This is a genomic window from Streptomyces sp. NPDC059499 (assembly GCF_042749285.1).
Taxonomy (GTDB): domain Bacteria; phylum Actinomycetota; class Actinomycetes; order Streptomycetales; family Streptomycetaceae; genus Streptomyces.
In genome coordinates, this window is the sequence record NZ_JBHYTT010000002.1 from 356,182 (window position 1) to 373,705 (window position 17,524).

General features: G+C 71.2%; 18 protein-coding genes and 1 pseudogene. 10 read left to right on the plus strand and 9 right to left on the minus strand.

Translation table 11 applies throughout. The features are described 5' to 3' along the window. Positions 1–41 precede the first annotated feature (41 nt). On the plus strand, positions 42–1,121 hold the full coding sequence (locus ACFW9O_RS06985; RefSeq protein WP_384605997.1) for an acyltransferase family protein: 1,080 nt from the start codon (positions 42–44) through the stop codon (positions 1,119–1,121). A 66-nt stretch (positions 1,122–1,187) separates the two neighbouring features. On the opposite strand, the gene ACFW9O_RS06990 is transcribed toward ACFW9O_RS06985, so the two are convergent. The 4 genes from ACFW9O_RS06990 to ACFW9O_RS07005 all read right to left on the minus strand — a co-directional run bounded on the left by ACFW9O_RS06990 (position 1,188) and on the right by ACFW9O_RS07005 (position 4,276). Further along, positions 1,188–1,496, minus strand: coding sequence for an SCO5918 family protein (locus ACFW9O_RS06990; RefSeq protein ID WP_384606000.1), 309 nt, complete (start codon positions 1,494–1,496; stop codon positions 1,188–1,190). A gap of 51 nt (positions 1,497–1,547) precedes the next feature. Further along, the gene (locus ACFW9O_RS06995) at positions 1,548–3,110 is read right to left on the minus strand and encodes a DEAD/DEAH box helicase (protein WP_384606003.1); all 1,563 of its coding nucleotides are present in this window, start codon (positions 3,108–3,110) and stop codon (positions 1,548–1,550) included. 316 nt (positions 3,111–3,426) lie between these two features. Next, the gene (locus ACFW9O_RS07000; protein WP_031090619.1) at positions 3,427–3,630 is read right to left on the minus strand and encodes a cold-shock protein; all 204 of its coding nucleotides are present in this window, start codon (positions 3,628–3,630) and stop codon (positions 3,427–3,429) included. Between the two features lie 301 nt (positions 3,631–3,931). Beyond that, on the minus strand, positions 3,932–4,276 hold the full coding sequence (locus ACFW9O_RS07005; RefSeq protein WP_384606006.1) for a MerR family transcriptional regulator: 345 nt from the start codon (positions 4,274–4,276) through the stop codon (positions 3,932–3,934). 341 nt (positions 4,277–4,617) lie between these two features. Here ACFW9O_RS07005 and ACFW9O_RS07010 point away from each other — a divergent pair, with 341 nt between their 5' ends. Beyond that, positions 4,618–5,202: a hypothetical protein gene (locus ACFW9O_RS07010; protein WP_351166163.1), complete on the plus strand. Its 585-nt coding sequence runs from the start codon at positions 4,618–4,620 to the stop codon at positions 5,200–5,202. A 33-nt stretch (positions 5,203–5,235) separates the two neighbouring features. After that, positions 5,236–6,084 (plus strand): GNAT family N-acetyltransferase, encoded by an 849-nt coding sequence (locus ACFW9O_RS07015; RefSeq protein ID WP_384606009.1) that lies wholly within the window; start codon positions 5,236–5,238, stop codon positions 6,082–6,084. Positions 6,085–6,088: 4 nt separating this feature from the next. On the opposite strand, the gene ACFW9O_RS07020 is transcribed toward ACFW9O_RS07015, so the two are convergent. Both ACFW9O_RS07020 and ACFW9O_RS07025 read right to left on the minus strand, forming a co-directional pair. Continuing rightward, positions 6,089–6,499: a hypothetical protein gene (locus ACFW9O_RS07020; RefSeq protein WP_384606011.1), complete on the minus strand. Its 411-nt coding sequence runs from the start codon at positions 6,497–6,499 to the stop codon at positions 6,089–6,091. Positions 6,500–6,603: 104 nt separating this feature from the next. Further along, positions 6,604–7,338, minus strand: a complete 735-nt coding sequence (locus ACFW9O_RS07025; RefSeq protein WP_384606014.1) for an alpha/beta hydrolase — start codon at positions 7,336–7,338, stop codon at positions 6,604–6,606. A 161-nt stretch (positions 7,339–7,499) separates the two neighbouring features. Between ACFW9O_RS07025 and ACFW9O_RS07030 the strand changes: the two genes are divergently transcribed. The 3 genes from ACFW9O_RS07030 to ACFW9O_RS07040 all read left to right on the plus strand — a co-directional run bounded on the left by ACFW9O_RS07030 (position 7,500) and on the right by ACFW9O_RS07040 (position 10,125). Beyond that, a complete protein-coding gene (locus ACFW9O_RS07030; RefSeq protein ID WP_351166171.1) occupies positions 7,500–7,985 on the plus strand; it encodes a peroxiredoxin in 486 nt (161 codons plus the stop codon). A 105-nt stretch (positions 7,986–8,090) separates the two neighbouring features. Then, a complete protein-coding gene (locus ACFW9O_RS07035) occupies positions 8,091–8,612 on the plus strand; it encodes an NfeD family protein (protein ID WP_351166173.1) in 522 nt (173 codons plus the stop codon). A 73-nt stretch (positions 8,613–8,685) separates the two neighbouring features. After that, positions 8,686–10,125 carry a flotillin family protein gene (locus tag ACFW9O_RS07040; RefSeq protein WP_383175107.1) on the plus strand — a complete coding sequence of 480 codons (1,440 nt, stop codon included), beginning with the start codon at positions 8,686–8,688 and terminating at the stop codon, positions 10,123–10,125. A gap of 73 nt (positions 10,126–10,198) precedes the next feature. Here ACFW9O_RS07040 and ACFW9O_RS07045 read toward each other — a convergent pair whose 3' ends face one another. Next, positions 10,199–10,627, minus strand: a complete 429-nt coding sequence (locus tag ACFW9O_RS07045) for a DUF6892 domain-containing protein (protein ID WP_384606018.1) — start codon at positions 10,625–10,627, stop codon at positions 10,199–10,201. A gap of 140 nt (positions 10,628–10,767) precedes the next feature. On the opposite strand from ACFW9O_RS07045, the gene ACFW9O_RS07050 reads away from it, so the two are divergent. Together ACFW9O_RS07050 and ACFW9O_RS07055 are read left to right on the plus strand one after the other, a co-directional pair. Further along, positions 10,768–11,238 carry a cation:proton antiporter regulatory subunit gene (locus ACFW9O_RS07050; RefSeq protein ID WP_384606020.1) on the plus strand — a complete coding sequence of 157 codons (471 nt, stop codon included), beginning with the start codon at positions 10,768–10,770 and terminating at the stop codon, positions 11,236–11,238. A gap of 2 nt (positions 11,239–11,240) precedes the next feature. Beyond that, positions 11,241–12,494, plus strand: coding sequence for a cation:proton antiporter (locus ACFW9O_RS07055; RefSeq protein WP_384606023.1), 1,254 nt, complete (start codon positions 11,241–11,243; stop codon positions 12,492–12,494). A 72-nt stretch (positions 12,495–12,566) separates the two neighbouring features. On the opposite strand, the gene ACFW9O_RS07060 is transcribed toward ACFW9O_RS07055, so the two are convergent. Next, a complete protein-coding gene (locus ACFW9O_RS07060) occupies positions 12,567–13,637 on the minus strand; it encodes a PucR family transcriptional regulator (RefSeq protein ID WP_384606025.1) in 1,071 nt (356 codons plus the stop codon). 305 nt (positions 13,638–13,942) lie between these two features. Between ACFW9O_RS07060 and ACFW9O_RS07065 the strand changes: the two are divergent. Next, a pseudogene (locus ACFW9O_RS07065) lies at positions 13,943–14,317 on the plus strand (hypothetical protein); the annotation flags it as partial. A gap of 68 nt (positions 14,318–14,385) precedes the next feature. Next, positions 14,386–16,368 carry an NAD-binding protein gene (locus ACFW9O_RS07070; RefSeq protein WP_384606027.1) on the plus strand — a complete coding sequence of 661 codons (1,983 nt, stop codon included), beginning with the start codon at positions 14,386–14,388 and terminating at the stop codon, positions 16,366–16,368. A gap of 33 nt (positions 16,369–16,401) precedes the next feature. Here ACFW9O_RS07070 and trpS read toward each other — a convergent pair whose 3' ends face one another. Continuing rightward, positions 16,402–17,469, minus strand: coding sequence for a tryptophan--tRNA ligase (gene trpS, locus ACFW9O_RS07075; protein ID WP_384606029.1), 1,068 nt, complete (start codon positions 17,467–17,469; stop codon positions 16,402–16,404). Positions 17,470–17,524: the final 55 nt, after the last annotated feature.

Here is a 17,524-nt window from a genome sequence, read left to right on the forward strand (position 1 = left end):
ACGTGGCCCGGGGCGCTTGCGCGGGTGATTAGGGTGGCCGGATGCCGTCCTTGACCTCACTGACCCCGGGCCCGGCCTCCCCGGGGGCCGCGCCCCCGGCCGCGCCCCGGGCCGGCCGCGATCCGTACTTCGACAACGCGAAGTACCTGGCGATCGTCCTCGTGGCGATGGGGCACGCCTGGGAGCCGATGCCCGGGAGCGGCCGCCTGGTCGAGACGCTCTACACCTTCGTCTACACCTTCCACATGCCGGTCTTCATCATGATCGCCGGTTACTTCTCCCGCAGCTTCGACCTGCGTCCCGAGCGGGTGTGGAAGCTCGTCACCAGCCTGGTCGTGCCCTACGCCGTCTTCGAGATCGCGTACACCCTGTTCGAGCGCCTCACGGGCACCCCGGACTTCCCGCTGAGCCCCCTCACGCCGTACTGGCTGCTGTGGTTCCTGCCCGCGCTGTTCCTGTGGCGTCTCACCACGCCGATCTGGCAGACGGTCCGGTGGCCCCTGGCGTTGTCCCTGGTCGTCGCAGCCATGGGAGCGGTGACCAGCAACATCGGCGGTGATCTGCAGCTCCAGCGCGTCCTGCAGTTCCTGCCGTTCTACGTACTCGGCCTGCGGCTCCGGCCGGCGCACTTCGACCTGGTGCGCAGCCGCGCCGTGCGGATCGCCTCCGTGCCGGTCTGCCTGATCGCCCTGGCCGCGGCGTACTGGGCGGTCCCGCGCACGACGACCTCGTGGTTCTTCCGGCGGTACGGCGCCGAGCAGCTCGGCTCGCCCGCCTGGACGGGTGCCCTCGTGACGCTGCTCCTGTTCGGCTGCGCCGTGGTGCTCAGCGCCTGCTTCCTGGCCTGGGTGCCGAGCCGCCGGCTGTGGATGACGGCGCTCGGCGCGGGAACGCTGTACGGCTACCTGCTGCACGGCTTCGTCATCAAGGGGGCGATCCACCTCGACCTCTTCGAAGCCGGCATCGTCTCCACCCCGCCGGGCCGGATCGCTGTGTCGCTCGCCGCGGCGGCCGTCGTCACGCTGCTGTGCAGCCCGCCCGTACGGCGGGTCTTCCGGTACGTCGTGGAGCCCCGGCTCGACTGGGCGAAGAAGCGGCACCCGGATCCGGCGCCCTCCTGACGCACCGCACCCCCTGTGCCCGTCCGGGCCCAGGGGGTGCGGTTCTCAGCGGGCGGCGTCGGCTGTTCAGCCGTTGCCAGGCGTTCCGAGCATCGCGGACGCGTTCTCCAGCGGGGTGAGGGGCACCGCGGGGGCGGGCACCTCGGCCGGACGGACGGTGAAGCCCAGGCGCGACAGCGCCCTGGTCACCTCGGCGGCGCTGAAGTCGCGACGGTCCTGCCGGGTGATCACTTCCCCGACCTGCTTGACGGGGTAGACGCGGCGGCTGATGACCACCGCGTCACCGGTGACGGGTTCGGGCTTGATGCCCTTCATCGAATCCTCCACCTCGTTCTTGAACAGATCGAAGGGAAAGCGGGCGATGACACAGCGCATAGTGCCTCAACAGGGTCGTAGAGAAAGCCGGGAAGGGACTGCCGGTCAGGTCTAGGCGGCCCGGTTGGACCGACGCAGCGCGGCAGCCGCACGCGCCTCGGGGTTCGCGGTGCCTGCGTTGGAGCGGCGGCCCTGCGGGGGCCTGCTGCCACGCCGGCGCGAGGAGGAGCCGTTGCCCTTGCCCCGCTCCGTCAGCGGCGCGGAGATGGTCACGGGGACGCCCGAGGGCGCCTGCGCCCCGGTGATGCGGCTGAGCTCGGCCTCGCCGGAGCGGACCTGGGCGACCTGCGGGGTGATTCCCGCATCGGCCATCAGACGGGTCATCTCGCGGCGCTGGTTGGGCAGCACCAGCGTGACGACACTGCCGGACTCCCCGGCACGGGCGGTACGGCCGCCGCGGTGCAGGTAGTCCTTGTGGTCGCTCGGCGGGTCGACGTTGACGACGAGGTCGAGGTTGTCGACGTGGATGCCGCGGGCCGCGACGTTCGTGGCGACCAGCACCGTGACGTGACCGGTCTTGAACCGGTCCAGGGTGCGGGTGCGCTGCGGCTGCGACTTGCCGCCGTGCAGGGCGGCAGCCCGTACACCGCTGTTCAGGAGGTGGTCGGTGAGCTTGTCCACCGCGTGCTTGGTGTCCAGGAACATGATCACCCGGCCCTCGCGGGCCGCGATCTCGGTGGTCGTGGCGTACTTGTCCGAACCCTGGACGTAGAGCACGTGGTGCTCCATCGTCGTCACCGCACCGGCCGCGGGGTCGACCGAGTGGACGACCGGGTCGTGCAGGTAGCGGCGGACCAGAAGGTCCACGTTGCGGTCGAGGGTGGCCGAGAACAGCATCCGCTGGCCCTCGGGGTTCACCTGGTCGAGCAGCTCGGTGACCTGGGGCATGAAGCCCATGTCGGCCATCTGGTCGGCCTCGTCGAGGACGGTGATGGCGACGCGGTCGAGCCTGCAGTCGCCGCGCTCGATGAGGTCCTTCAGTCGGCCCGGGGTCGCCACGACGACTTCGGCACCACCACGCAGGGCACTGGCCTGGCGGCCGATCGACATGCCGCCGACGACCGTGGCCAGCCGGAGCTTGAGGGAGCGTGCGTACGGGGTCAGCGCGTCGGTGACCTGCTGGGCCAGCTCCCGGGTGGGAACGAGGACCAGGGCCAGCGGACGGCGCGCGTCGGCGCGGTTGCCCGCGGTGCGGGCCAGCAGGGCGAGGCCGAAGGCGAGCGTCTTGCCCGAACCGGTGCGGCCGCGGCCGAGGACGTCACGCCCGGCGAGCGAGTTCGGCAGGGTCGCCGCCTGGATGGGGAACGGCACCGTCATGCCCTCGGAGCCGAGCGCCGCCAGCAGGGGCGCGGGCATGTCCAGGTCGCCGAACGTCTCGGCGGCGGGGAGTGCCGGGGTGATGGTCACCGGAAGGGCGAACTCACCCGAGACGGAGGAGGACCGGCGGCCGTAGCCTCCGGAGCGTCCGCCGCCGGAGCGGCCCTGGGAGCCGGAGCCGCCCTGCCGGCTGGAAGCCGCCGAGCGGAATCCGTTGGCCGTGCGGCCGCTCTGGGGCCCGCCGGAACGGGTGCGAGAAAATCGGTCGTTCGTGCGAGCTGTGCGATCGCGGTTCAATGGAGAACCCTTCCCTCGAATGGCACGTATCGAGGGATTCTTTTTCCGGGCGGCTGCAGCCAAGTACGGCGCCAAGAATCGCAAGAACGAGCCGATGAAATAATGAAGAACGAAGCCCGTCCGCCGGTAATCAGCTGTATGCGGTGCTTCGGAATGACTGCAAAGGGACTGCTCCGGCACGACCCGTGTGCACCAGAAATTCACGTACTGGGCCTACCGCGGCGACGACGCCGGGGTCACAGTGCCGGGAAACAACAACGAGCTGGGGCCCGCACCCCAAGGTGCGGGCCCCAGCTGCGCCATACGCCTGAGGTGATCAGGCGGGGGTGATGTTCTCCGCCTGCGGGCCCTTCTGGCCCTGCGTGACGTCGAAGTTCACCTTCTGGCCTTCCTGCAGCTCGCGGAAGCCCTGGGCGGCGATGTTCGAGTAGTGGGCGAAGACGTCAGCGCCGCCACCCTCCTGCTCGATGAAGCCGAAACCCTTTTCCGCGTTGAACCACTTCACGGTGCCAGTAGCCATGTCATATCTCCTTCGGGGCGTTGCCCGTGTCCCGCACTGTGCGAGCCACGTCGCCGCAAATGATTGCCCCGTCCGGAAGAAACCGGAAATACAAAAGTGCACCCACCCGAGTGAACCGGCGAGAGCACTTGAAGTTTTGGGAACCACAACTGCAACTGAGGTCAACAGTAGCACGATTTGGGCAGGTGCGGGCTGTACGCCATATCACTCCGGCACCGTTCCGCTGCGCACGGTATAAACCTTCACCGCTCATTGCGCGTATTTCTGTGCTGGCGAAAACAGATATGCACCCGCCCGCCGGTCAGGAATCGGCGGCGCTCCGGCCCACCACGGGCCTCCGCAGTTCCTCGTTGAGGCGCAGGGCCTCCTCGAGCTGGTCCTCCAGGATGACGATGCGGCAGGCGGCGTCGATCGGGGTGCCGGCGTCCACCAGCTCGCGGGCGCGGGCGGCGATACGCAGCTGGTAACGGGAGTAGCGGCGATGGCCGCCCTCCGAGCGCAGGGGCGTGATCAGGCGGGCCTCGCCGATGGCCCTGAGGAAACCCGGTGTCGCACCGATCATCTCCGCGGCCCGCCCCATCGTGTACGCGGGGTAGTCGTCGTCGTCGAGACGGTCCGTGCCGTGCGAGGGGGTTTCCGGGGGCATCTGCACCTCTTCTGCTGCGCGCCGACCCACTGATGTGGCCCGGCTGCACAAGAAACCCTAGGCGTACCGGTAGGTCATGTCTATCGCCACCGGAACAGATTTCCCCGCTTCGCGGCGTCCCACCCGGACCGTGGGGCCGTCCGGACCGCTCACGGGGCGCTGCGAGGATTCCCTCGAATGCCCCAACGCGACTGACCGGCCGGTCAGTTGTCCGCCGCCCTGCCGGCGGTCATACTGCAGGAGTAGCCCTTCACGCATCCCCCGTCGTGAAGGGCTACAGTCACGCCCGGCCACCGGCATCACGAGGCCGGCGGAGCCCGCCGAGCCCCGGAGAACACGGTATGAGCACCAGCAGCAGGACCACGACGGCGGCCCGCACGGTCACGGACGTCCTCCAGCCCCGCAACGTCCTGCTCGCCGGCATGCTCGCCATCGGACTCGCGTCCGCCGGTGACTGGACCGGGCTGCCCTGGGGCCTCCTCGGCGCCCTCTGTGCCGGGCTCGTCCCCGCCGGGTACGTGGAGTGGGAGCGCAGCCGCGGCACCTGGGGCGACCGCCATGTCGTGGACCGGACCCAGCGTGCGCCCATCTTCCTCGTGATCCTCGGCTCCCTCGGCGCAGGTTCGCTGATCATGGTCCTCGGCGGTGCCCCCGCGGGCATCCTGATCGCGATGGTCGCCCTGTGGGCGATGACGACCGTGCTGCTTGCCGTCAACACGGTCTGGAAGATCTCGGTGGACTCGGCGGTCGCCTCGGCCGTGGTGGCGCTGCTCTGCGTGGTGCACTCCCTGTGGTGGCTGACCGCCTGTGTACCGGCGGTCGCCGTGTGCTGGTCGCGGGTGGCGCTGCGCTACCACTCGGTGGCGCAGACGGCCGCGGGGGCGTTCGTCGGTGCGGCGACCGCGGCGTTCTTCCTCCTCGTCTGAGCCAACGGGTCCCGTACCGGGTACGGGTGATCCGTGCCGACATTCGAGATCACCACCGCGAGCGCCGATGACATCGCCATGCTGGGGGACTGGGCCCATGACGAGGGCTGGAACCCCGGCCTCACCGACGACCGGGCCTTCTTCGCCGCCGATCCGTGCGGCTTCCTGATCGGCCGGCTCGACGGCGAGCCCGTCACGTCCGTCTCCGTCGTGCGCTACGGCGCCTGCTTCGGCTTTCTCGGCTTCTACCTGACCCGGCCGTCGCTGCGTGGCCGGGGGTACGGGACCCAGGTCTGGCGCGCCGGCCTGGCCCGGCTCTCCGGGCGCACCGTCGGACTCGACGGCGTACCCGCCCAGCAGGACAACTACCGCAGGTCCGGATTCCACACAGCCTGGAGCAACGCGCGTTACGAGGGGGTGGCGCCCACGGACGTCGCACCGCCGGCCGGTGTCACGCTCGTCGACGCGCAGACGCTCCCCTTCGGCATGCTCAGCGCGTACGACCGGCGGTTCTTCCCCGAGGCGCGCGACAGTTTCCTGGCCCCCTGGATCACCGCGCCCCGGCGGACGGCGCTCGCCGCGATCCGTGACGGTTCGCTCGTGGGCTTCGCCGTGCTGCGCGCCTGCCGGGCCGCCTCGCGCATCGGGCCGCTCCACGCCGACTCCCCCGAGGTGGCCGGCGCCCTCGTGAGCGCGCTCGCGGCAACCGCCCGGGACACCGCCGTCGCGATCGACGTCCCCGACATCAACCCGGCGGCCGTACGCCTCGCGGAACAGCTCGGCCTGGCCCCGTCGTTCGGCACGGCCCGCATGTACGCCGGGCCCGTACCGGAAACAGACCGGGCGGGCCTGTACGGCATCACCAGCCTCGAACTCGGCTGACCGATCACACCGACCGGCCGGAACCCACCCGTATCCGCCCGCGCAGCCGCTCCAGCACCCGGCCGCGCAGCGTCTCGTACTCCTCGCGGAGCCGTACGATCTCCGCCGGCCGGTCGATCACCGTGCCGCCGGTGACGACCTCGTGCGGTCCGAACTGCTCCCGGGTGAGGTCGATCTCGATGCCCAGGCCCAGCCTGTTCCACCAGTGGAAGTCGGTCTGTTCCCCGCCGACCGTCACCTCGCCCCTGATCAGCTCGCCGCCGAGCAGGTCGTTGACCACGAGCGCGGTGACTCCGCACTGGTCCCGCGCCGGGTTGTCCGGGTCCCACCGGGGCCGGTGCTCGGGCGTGGTCGTGTCCGCGTCCCAACTGCTGCGGATGGCGGCTTCGATGTCGGCGAGGAGCAGAGGTTCCATGGCGCCGATCCTCGCACCCGCCGCTGACAACGGGCGCCGGAACCAGGGCCGGCGCCGTCCCGCGTGCTTCGCCCGAGTGCCGTTCCGGCCCGGACCTCCCGGACTCAGATGCGCGGCGCTCCCCGTACCGGCCGCCGGCCGGGCCCGGCGGGGAGGCTGTCCAGCGCCATGGTCCCGTCGGCCGCCGATGCGTCCACCGGAAGTTCCAGAGCGGCGGTGACCGCGTCGGGAAGCGGCCCGAGTCCCAGCACGCCCCTGACCAGGTCGGCCGTCAGGCGGTGCCAGGACGGTGCGCGCCGGAGCATCGCGTGGTCGCTGTCCCGGATGGTGACCAGGCAGGTGCGGGCACCCGCACGGCGGGCCCTGGCCGTGAGGGACTGGGTGGCCTGAGGGCTCGTCACACGGTCCCGGGTGCTGTGGAGCAGGACGACGTCGCGCCCCGCGAGCTGGGTGACCGGATCCCCCGGCGGGCACCACGGGGCGAGGCCCACCACCGAGCGGACCAGCGGATGGCCCGCGGCGTGCAGAGCGGCACGCGCACCCATGGAGTGGCCCAGGAGGACCACGGGGATGTCGCCCGCCTCGCGCCGCAGGGCGTCCAGCTCCCGTACGACGTCGCGCATCGGGTCCTGGCGGGCGCCGTTCCAGCCGCGGTGGGTGTAGCGCACCCGGCGGACGCGTACACCGGGTGCGGGGCGGACGGCCCGGGCGACGGCGCGGGCGATCGGGAGCATCCGAAGGCCGGGCAGGTTCATGACGCCGGGCGGGGGCGGCGCCAGACCCGTCTCGTACCCGCCGTGCAGGACGAGCACGGCTGCGGACAGCGGTCGTTCGGCCACGCGTACCTCCGGGTCGGGGTGCGGAGCCCGTGCCCGCCCACTCCTCCCATATTCGGTGCCGGGCGGCGCAAGGATGGGTCGAACGTGTCGATACGTGGGAAGTGCCGTTCACTGTACGAGGCACGGACCCACTCACGCACCGGACCAAGGGAGCTGCCGTCATGGCATCAGGACCCCAAATCGGCCAGAACGTCCAGGACTTCACGCTTCCCGGCGGAATACTGGCCGAGGACACATTCGAGCGGCACGACTACACGCTCTCCGCCGCACGCGGCCGGGCTGTCGTCCTCGCCTTCTACCCCGGCGACAACACGGCCGTCTGCACCAAGCAGCTCTGCTCCTACTCCTCCGGCCTGGAGACCTTCGAGGGCCTCGACGCCGAGGTCTGGGGAATCAGTCCACAGGGTGTGGACAGCCACGAGTCCTTCGCCCGCACCCACCGGTTGCGCATGCCGCTCCTGGCCGACACGGGACGGGACATCGCCCGGGCGTACGGGGTCGCGGCGCCGGGCATCGGAGTGCGGCGCTCCGTCTTCCTGATCGGGCCCGACGGGGTGCTGCGCTGGAAGCATGTCGCTCTGCTCGGCGCCACGTTCCAGTCGCTGGACACGCTCGCCGGGCACCTTTCCGGCATCGGAACCGCGTAAAGACTGCCGGACTCCGGCAGTATCCCTGGCCGGTGGTGTATGGGATCATTCAGGCAGTTCGACGGAAACATTTCGGGGGAAATCGAAAGCCGGGGGAGTGATCACGTGACCATATTTCTCGGTCTCGGCATTGCGGGAATCGCTCTTCTCACGCTCTCCCTGATCTTCGACGGGATCCTCGAAGGGCTCCTCGGCGACGCGCTGGGCGGGCTGCTGAACGGCTTCTTCGACGGCCTGCTCTCCCTGCCCGTCATCGCCGGCTTCATCTCCATGCTCGGCTTCGGTGGCGCGATCGTCCTCGGCACCACCGGCGCGGGCACCCCGGTGGCCCTCGCCGCCGGTGCCGCGGCGGGGCTCGTCGCAGCCTGGCTGACCTGGAGGCTGAGCAGGGCCCTGATGCGGGATCAGACCACGGCCACACCGCGCGGCGAGGACCTCGTGGGCACCTCCGGATCCGTCGTCACCCCGATCCCGGCCGACGGCTACGGCGAGGTCCTGCTGCGACTCGCGGGCCAGACCGTGAAGTTCTCCGCGAAGAGCGAGGTTCCCGTCGAACGGGGCGCCGAGATCTGGGTGGAGGCCACCCTCTCGACCACCTCGGTCACGGTCCGGCCCGTCGAGCGCTGACCGCAGCCGCGCCACACGTCTGTCCACCACCTGAACGAGCTGCCACCCCGTCGGGGGGCAGGGGGGATCCTTCATGAGTCCAGTAGTGATCGCCGTCATCGGCATAGTCGTTCTCGTCGTGCTCCTCGGCCTCGCGGTCATCACCCGCTACAAGGTCGCGGGACCCAGCCAGGCCTTCATCATCACGGGCCGCCGCGGCAAGAAGTCGACCGACCCGGTGACCGGCCGTACCAGCATCGACAACAGCGGCCAGAAGGTCGTCGTCGGCGGCGGCGTCTTCGTCGTGCCGTTCGTCCAGCAGAAGTTCACCCTGGACCTCTCCAGCCGGCACATCCCCGTCGCCGTACGCGGAGCGGTCACCCTGCGCGGCGTGAAGTCCAACCTCGAAGGCGTCGCGATCGTCAAGGTCGGCGGCAGCGAGGACGCGATCCGCGCCGCCGCTCAGCGCTTCCTCCAGCAGCAGAACGGCATCGTCGGCTTCACCCAGGAAGTGCTCTCCGGCGCCCTGCGTGCGATCGTCGGCCGGATGTCGGTCGAGGACATCATCCGCGACCGCGCCGCGTTCGCCGGCCAGGTCGCCGAGGAGGCCGAGGCCAGCCTCTCCGGCCAGGGCCTGATCCTGGACGCCTTCCAGATCCAGGACATCACCACCGAGGGCTCCTACCTGGAGGACCTCGGACGCCCCGAGGCCGCCCGCGCCAAGCAGGAGGCCGACATCGCGGAGGCCATCGCCCGGCGCGCCTCGGAGCAGGCCCGGCTGAAGGCGGCCGAGGAGATCGCCATCGCCGAGCGGACGTTCTACCTCAAGCAGGCCGAGATCAAGGCCGAGACGGCGGCCGCCACCGCCAAGGCCGACGCCGCAGGTCCTCTCGCCGAGGCGGCCCGCCAGCAGGAGGTCCTCGCCGAGCAGGAGAAGGTCGCCCAGCGCCAGGCGGCCCTGACCGACCGCGAGCTCGACACCAAGGTCCGCAAGCCCGCCGACGCCGCCCGCTACCGGGCGGAGCAGGAGGCCGAGGCCCGCCGCATCGCCCAGGTCAAGGAGGCCGAGGCCGACGCGGAGCGCTCCCGTCTGACCGGTCAGGGCGAGAAGCTCCACCGCTCGGCCCTCGCCGACGCCGTACGCATCGAGGGCGAGGCCGAGGCCGCCGCCATCGCCGCCAAGGGCTCCGCCGAGGCCGAGGCCATGCAGAAGAAGGCCGACGCCTTCGCGCAGTACGGCGACGCGGCGGTGCTCCAGATGCTGGTCGAGGTGCTCCCGCAGGTCGTCGCCAAGGCGGCCGAGCCGCTGAGCGCCATCGACAAGCTGACGGTCATCTCGACGGACGGCGCCAGCCAGCTGTCCCGCACGGTCACGGACAACGTGGCCCAGGGCATGGAACTGCTGAGCTCGACCACGGGCGTCGACCTGGGCGCGCTCCTGCAGAACCTGAAGGGCAAGGTGGGCGGCGCGGAGTCCGTGCCGGCGCCGGCCGCCCCCCAGCACACGAACAACAAGATCGAGGTCACGGACTGACGCGCCCTCGCTCCACCGGGCCCGGCGGCGATCCTTCACCGCCGGGCCCTTTCACCCGGTGGGGAGCACGGCGTCAGTCCACGACGATCCCGCGGGCCGCGAGGATCTCGGATGCGCCGGGGACCCGCAGCTCGGCTATGCAGGTGATGCGCTCGAGGTTCGGCAGCAGGGCCAGGTCGTCGAGCGACCGGACGTCGAACAGGTCGTCCTCGCCGTCCCAGACCGGGGAGCACTCGTAGTACACCTCGTGCCCGCCGTCGACGAGCAGCGTGTCCACGCCCGCCAGCAGCTCCTCAGGGATCTCCAGCTCCTCGAAGAAGGCGCGGGACTCGTCGAGCACCGTGAACGCCAGGTCGTTGTCGAACACGTGGGTCTGCACGTCCTCGATGCCTCTGGCGCGCATCCGCTCGTCGATGCTGTACGCCGGTACGAGTGTTCTGTCCTCGTACATGAGCTTCTCGATGACCAGCAGCTTGAAGTTGAAGTCCTTGAAGTCAGCCATGCCCGGAGAACTATCACGCCGATCCGACAGCGCTCCACCTGCTGCCACATGGCCGGTTTTCGTCGCCGGATAAGGTAATGGAAAGCTAAAAGGATCACCAAGACGCATCGCCGAACCGCCGCGCTCCTCGGGAGGAAGCCATGGGAACCCACCGGACATCGCTGCCAGGGGTCGGCGTCCAGTACGACTACACCACCGAGTCGGGACAGCACATCTCCGTGGTCGTGCACCACGACGGGCGGCGCTTCCTCGGGTTCTACGACAAGGACGATCCTGATTCGTGCGTGCTCTCCGTGCCCCTGACCACCGCTGAGGCCACCGGGCTCGCGCATCTGATCGATGCCGCGCCGATCGACGCCGTACGGACCGAGGGAATAGATCTCGTCACCGAGCACATTCCGCTCGGGACCCGCTCCCCGTACGGCGGGCGGGTACTCGGAGAGACCAGGGCGCGGACCCGGACGGGCGCGTCGATCGTGGCCGTCCTGCGCACGCACAGTGCACATCCGTCGCCCGGCCCGGACTTCCGTCTGGCCATCGGGGACACGCTCGTCGTCGTAGGCACACGTGAGGGCGTCGACACGCTCTCCGAGATCATTGCGGAGGGCTGACCGTGCACGACACGACCGCACTGCTCATAGAACTCGGCTCCGTCATTCTCGGGCTCGGCATCATCGGCCGCTTCGCCGGGCGGATGGGCCTCTCGCCGATTCCGCTCTATCTGCTGGCCGGGCTGGCCTTCGGGGAAGGCGGCCTGCTGCCGCTCGGCGCCAGTGAGGAGTTCACCGCCATCGGGGCGGAGATAGGCGTCATCCTGCTGCTGCTCCTGCTCGGGCTCGAGTACAGCGCGTCCGAACTCGTCACCAGCCTCAAGACGCAGTACCCGTCCGGGGCCGTCGACTTCGTGCTCAACGCGACGCCCGGGGCGATTGCCGGTCTGATGCTCGGGTGGGGGCCCGTGGGGGCCGTCGCGCTGGCCGGGGTCACCTGGATCTCGTCGTCCGGCGTGATCGCCAAGGTGATGACCGACATGGGGCGCCTCGGTAACCGCGAGACGCCTGTCATCCTCGGTGTCCTCGTCATCGAGGACCTCGCCATGGCCGTCTATCTGCCGCTGCTCACGGCGATGCTGGCCGGGGTCGGTCTGGCAGGTGGCAGCATCGCCCTGCTGATCGCGCTCGGGACCGTCGGGTTCGTGCTGTACCTGGCGCTGCGGCACGGGCGGCTCATCAGCCGTGCGGTGTCCTCCGACAACCCGGAGATGCTGCTGCTCGTCGTCCTCGGGCTCACCGTCCTGGTGGCCGGTGTGGCACAGCAGTTGCAGGTGTCCGCGGCCGTCGGCGCGTTCCTCGTAGGTATCGCCCTGTCGGGCGAGGTCGCCGAGGGTGCGCGCAAGCTGCTGACGCCGCTGCGCGACCTGTTCGCCGCTGTCTTCTTCGTGTTCTTCGGTCTGTCCACCGACCCGGCGGACATCCCTCCCGTGCTGCTTCCGGCGGCTCTGCTGGCGATCGTCACCGTGTTCACCAAGATCGGCACCGGCTGGTACGCGTCGCGGCGCGCCGGAATCGGTCCGCGGGGCCGTTGGCGCGCGGGGGGCACGCTGGTCGCGCGCGGCGAGTTCTCGATCGTCATCGCCGGTCTGGCCGTGGCGACGGAACCGCGGATCGGGCCCATCGCCACCGCGTACGTGCTGATCCTGGTGATCGTCGGACCGCTCACCGCCCGCTGGACCGAACCGGTCGCCTCCCTGCTCCAGGCGAAGCTGGCCGGCAGGGGGAAGGGGCCGGCGCCGGCCGTGGCGAGCAACGGGCCCATGCCCTCGCACGACGACCTCACCCCGGAGCCCGCAGGGCGCGACGCCGACTGAGACGGGGAGCCGGGGTGCCCGGTGGCCCTGATCCGCGGGGCACCCCCGGGGAACAGGGCCGCCGTCGCCGCCTCAGAGCTCCTTCGCCGGCCAGTCCAGCAGCCGGGCCCCGATCACCGCGGTCTGGAGCGTGTAGCGGTGCATCGGATCGGACGGATCGGAACCGGTCAACTGGTGTATGCGCTCCAGCCGGTACGTCAGCGCGCGCACGCTCAGTGCCAGCCGGCGGGCCGTCTCGGCGGCGACACACCCCGCGTCGAAGTACACGGACAGCGTCCGCAGCAGCGGTTCCGCGCCGCCCCGTGCCCCCTGGAGCGGGCCGAGCTCGCTGCGCACCAGGTCGGCCATCGCCTGCCGGTCCCGCGTCAGCACCGGGTAGACCAACAGGTCCGTGGCGTACAGCACGGGCTCGTCGAGCCCCATCCGCTGCGCCAGTTCGAGGGCCTCGAGCGCCTCGTCGTACGAGTGGACGACGCCGCCGGGACCCGGGTGTGCGCGCCCGACCGCGACCTGGCCGCCGTCCGTCGCGGCGTGCGCCTGCTTGGCGAAGTACCTCAGGACGTCCGGCTGACTGCCGGGGGCGATGCAGACGAGACGCCCGTCCTTCGTGGTGAGCAGGATCTTCCGGCCGCTGAAGCGGGTGAGCAGCGCCGTCTCCACGCTGCGGGACACGGCGTCGGTCTCGGTGTACGCCTCCGGCCCCGTCGCCACGGCGACGGCGTGCGCCCGCGAGAGCCGCAGCCCGAAGCGCGTGGCGCGCTCCGCGAGCCTGCCCAGGTCGCTGCGCCCGTACAGCAGGTCGTCGATGAACTCCCGCCGTGCCGCTTCCTCGCGCCGGACGGTCAGCCGCTGTGCCCGCTCGAAGCCCTCCGCGAAGGCGTCGACCGCCTGTTCCACCGCGGCCAGCACGGCTTCGGTGGCCGCACCGGACCCGGTCGCCGTGCGCGGCCACGCGGTGCGGGTGGCCGCCAGATGCAGATTCACCAGGGCGCGCAGCTGGTGCCCGGCCTCCGCGGCCTCACGGCCCAGCGCGCGACGGGCCTCCAGCTCGTCACGGGTGAGCCGGCGGCCGGTGTCCGCGACCTCACCCAGCACACGGGCGTGGTCCCCCAGGAACTTCTCGGGGATCTCCGGCTCTGCCACGGCTCACTCCTCCTGCGTCCCGTACGTGATGGCGCCTAACAGCGCCGATCATCTCTCCAACGCACGCGGACGGGTGCCGGTGCCCGGCATCAGGATCTCGCAAAGACTGCCGGATCCCGGCAGTGCGGGGAAAGGACCCCGGCTGGCACGATCTGTTCAGCAACACACGGGGGAAGCACGGGGGTTACGGGGAGAAGAACCGGTTGCTGCGGTGCCGTTCGCGGTGTCGCAGCGCCGGGGCCCCGGCGCACCCCTCCACCACCCCTGGCCGACAGAGGCGCGCAGCGGCGCAGGGGGTGGCCCGGATGACCGAATTCCTTTCCGCGGCACTCACCTTTCCCGCCGTCGTCTTCGGCGCCGCACTGGTGGTCGTCGTCTGCTTCTGGCTGCTGGTGCTGGTCGGGGCCGCCGCGACGGACTCCTTCGACAGCGACCTCGACGCCGACGCGGCGGGCATCGGCGGGGTACCGGTCGCCGTGTCCGCGTCGCTCGCCGTCGTCATCGCCTGGTCCACGGCCCTCACCGGTTCGGTCCTGGTCCAGCGCAACGGTGTCACCGGCACCGCCCGCTCCCTGCTCCATGTCGCCGTCCTGGCCGGGGCACTGCTGATCGCCCGGTGGGCCGTCCGCATGCTCGTACGCCGCTTCCGCCGGTACTTCCCGTCGGAACCTCCTCCATCGCCGCAGGCCCGCTCCGCCCACCGCGGGTGATCGAAAGCTGATGACCGGGAATCGAGAGAGGACAAGGCATGCTGGGTTTCGTGCCTCCCCTTCCTCAGCAGCCCCAACGACCCACCATCAGCGGCCACATGGTGGTCTGCGGCGACGACACGCTCGCCCGGCGCCTGGCCGTGGAGCTGCGCTATGTGTACGGGGAGCGGGTCACCCTGCTGCTCCCGCCGGGCCGCGACACCGGCCGCCCCGATCTGCCGTTGACCCAACGCGCCCGGGCGGCAGCCCTGTTCGGCCGCATGTCGGCGGCGATGAACCGCAACGGCGGGGCGGGCGGGACCGGTGACGGCGACACCAACGCCGGGGTCGAGGCCGTACGCATCATCGAGGCGCACGAGCCCTCCGACGACGTACTGGAGGAGGCGGGTGTCGACCGGGCCGCCGCGCTCGCGCTGGTCTACGACGACGACGAGCGCAACATCCGGGCCGCGCTGACGGCCCGTCGCCTCAACCCACGCCTGCGGCTGGTCATCCGGCTCTACAACCGCAAGCTCGGCCAGCACCTGGAGACCCTGCTCGACCAGGCGGCAGCCGTCGCGATGCCGGGGCTCGACCCGGCCGCCCTGGACGCCTCCACGACCGTGCTGTCCGACGCCGACACCGCCGCCCCCGCCCTGGCCGCCACCGCACTGACCGGCAGCAGCAAGGTCATCCAGGCCGAGGGCGTGCTCCTGCGTGCCGCCGAGCGCACCCCGCCCCGGCAGGGCGAGCTCGCCGACCCCGGCCTGTGCACGCTGGCCCTGCTCTCCTCCACCACCCATGACCCCGCGGGCACCGAGGGCTCCGACAGCAGCGGCGAGGAAGGCCCCCAGCTCCTGCCCGACCATGCGACGGTGGCCGCGGCCACCGGCCGGGGCACGGTCGTCCTGGAAGCCATCAGCCAGGCGGGACCCGACCGCACGCCCACCCGGATGGGCGGCAGGGGCGCCCCGCTCGGGCATATCTTCTCGCGCCGGCTGCGCTGGTCGGCGGCGGGCGTCGCGACGGCCGTCGTGGCCCTGGCCGTCGCCTCGGTCGTCACGACCGGCGACAGCCCCGTACACGCCGCCTACCTGACCCTGCTCGACCTGCTCGCGATGGGTGACCCGGCGGACGGGGACAAGGACCCGGCGTCCCGCCAGATCATCCAGCTCCTCTCCGGAACGGCCGGACTCCTCCTCCTGCCGCTACTGGTCGCCGCCGTTCTGGAGGCCTTCGGCTCGCTGCGCACCGCGTCCGCGCTGCGCAGGCCCCCGCGCGGCCTGTCCGGTCATGTCGTGCTCCTCGGGCTCGGCAAGATCGGTACGAGGGTCCTCGTGCGGCTGCGGGAGCTGGACATCCCCGTCGTCGTCGTCGAGGAGGACCCGGAGGCGCGCGGCATCCCGCTGGCCCGCAGCATGCACATCCCGACGGTCATCGGCGATGTCACCCAGGAGGGCGTCCTGGAAGCGGCCAAGATCCGCCGGGCCCGCGCCCTGCTGGCCCTGACCAGCGTCGACACGACGAACCTCGAAGCCGCCCTGTACGCGCGTTCGGTGAAGCCGGACCTGCGGGTGGCGCTGCGCCTGTACGACGACGAGTTCGCCACCGCCGTCTACCGGACCCTGCGCACCGCCCACCCGCAGGCCCTGACCCGCTCCCGCTCCGTCTCCCACCTGGCCGCCCCGTCGTTCGCGGTCGCCATGATGGGCCGCCAGATCCTGGGCGCGGTCCCGGTCGAACGCAAGGTCATGCTGTTCGCGGCCCTGGAGGTGGCGGGCCATCCGCAGCTGGAGGGCCACACCGTCGAGCAGGCGTTCCGTCCCGGTTCCTGGCGCGTCCTGGCCCTGGACGCCACCCCGCCGGCCGACCGCCGCCCCGATCTCGCCTTCGGCCCCGACACGACGGACCGGCCGGCCGGCCTGGTCTGGAACCTGCATCCGGGCTACGTGCTGCGGGCGGAGGACCGGGTGGTGATCGCGGCGACCCGGCGGGGGCTGGCGGAACTGCTGCGCAGGCAGCGCTCGTTGAACCGCCTGTGACCCGTTGACGGGGCTCGCCACGGGCCGGCGCGGCTAGCGGGGCGTGCCCATCGCCTCGCGCACCTCGTCGAGCGTCGCCTCGGCGATGGCGTTCGCCCGTTCGTTGCCCGCGCGCAGTACCGAACGCACGTACGTCATGTCCCGCGCGTACTCCGCCCGGCGGGCCCGGATCGGGGCCATCGTCGCGTTGACCGCGTCCGTCACGGTCCGCTTGAGCGCGGCGCCGCCGCCGTTCCCGATCTCCTCGGCGACGTCGTGCGGGTCGCGCCCGAGGCAGAGCGCGGCCAGCAGCACCAGGCCGGACACCCCGGGCCGCCGTTCGGGCTCGTACGTGATGTGCCGCTCGGCGTCGGTGGTCGCGCCCTTGATCAGCCGGGCCGTCTCGTCGGCGTCCGCGCCGAGGGCGACCGAGTTGTTCCGGCTCTTGCTCATCTTGGTGCCGTCGGTGCCGAGCAGCAGGGGCGCGGCGGAGAGCAGCGCGTCCGGTTCCGGGAAGACAGCCCCGTACCGCTCGTTGAAGCGGCGGGCCACGGTGCGGGTGATCTCCAGGTGGGGCAGCTGGTCCAGCCCGACGGGTACGAGGTTGCCCTTGCAGAACAGGATGTCGGCGGCCTGGTGCACCGGGTAGGTGTACATGAGCCCGCTGACCGCGGACTGCCGGGAGTGGGCGATCTCGTCCTTCACCGTGGGGTTGCGGCCGAGCTCGGCGACGGAGACGAGGGAGAGGAACGGCAGGAGGAGCTGGTTGAGGGCCGGTACGGCGCTGTGGTTGAACACCGTCGTCCGGGCAGGGTCGATCCCGATGGCCAGGTAGTCCAGCAGCAGCCCCTCCACATGCTCGGTGAGCCGTTCGGCGACGTCCCGGTCGGTGAGGACCTGGTAGTCGGCGATCAGGACGAAGACGTCCACGCCGAGGTCCTGGAGGCGCACCCGGTTGTGGAGGGTGCCGAAGTAGTGCCCGACGTGAAGGGCTCCGGTGGGCCGGTCGCCGGTGAGGACCCGGAATCGGCCCGGGTCCTTGGCGAGCTGTTCCTCCAGCTCGGCGCTGCGGCGCAGGGCGGGTGCTGCGGGGCCGGCGGGCGGCAGGTCTGTGACGGTCACGTGGCTCTCCTCGCTGATCGCGTATGCGTGGAGGACGGCCCGCCGACGGACATCG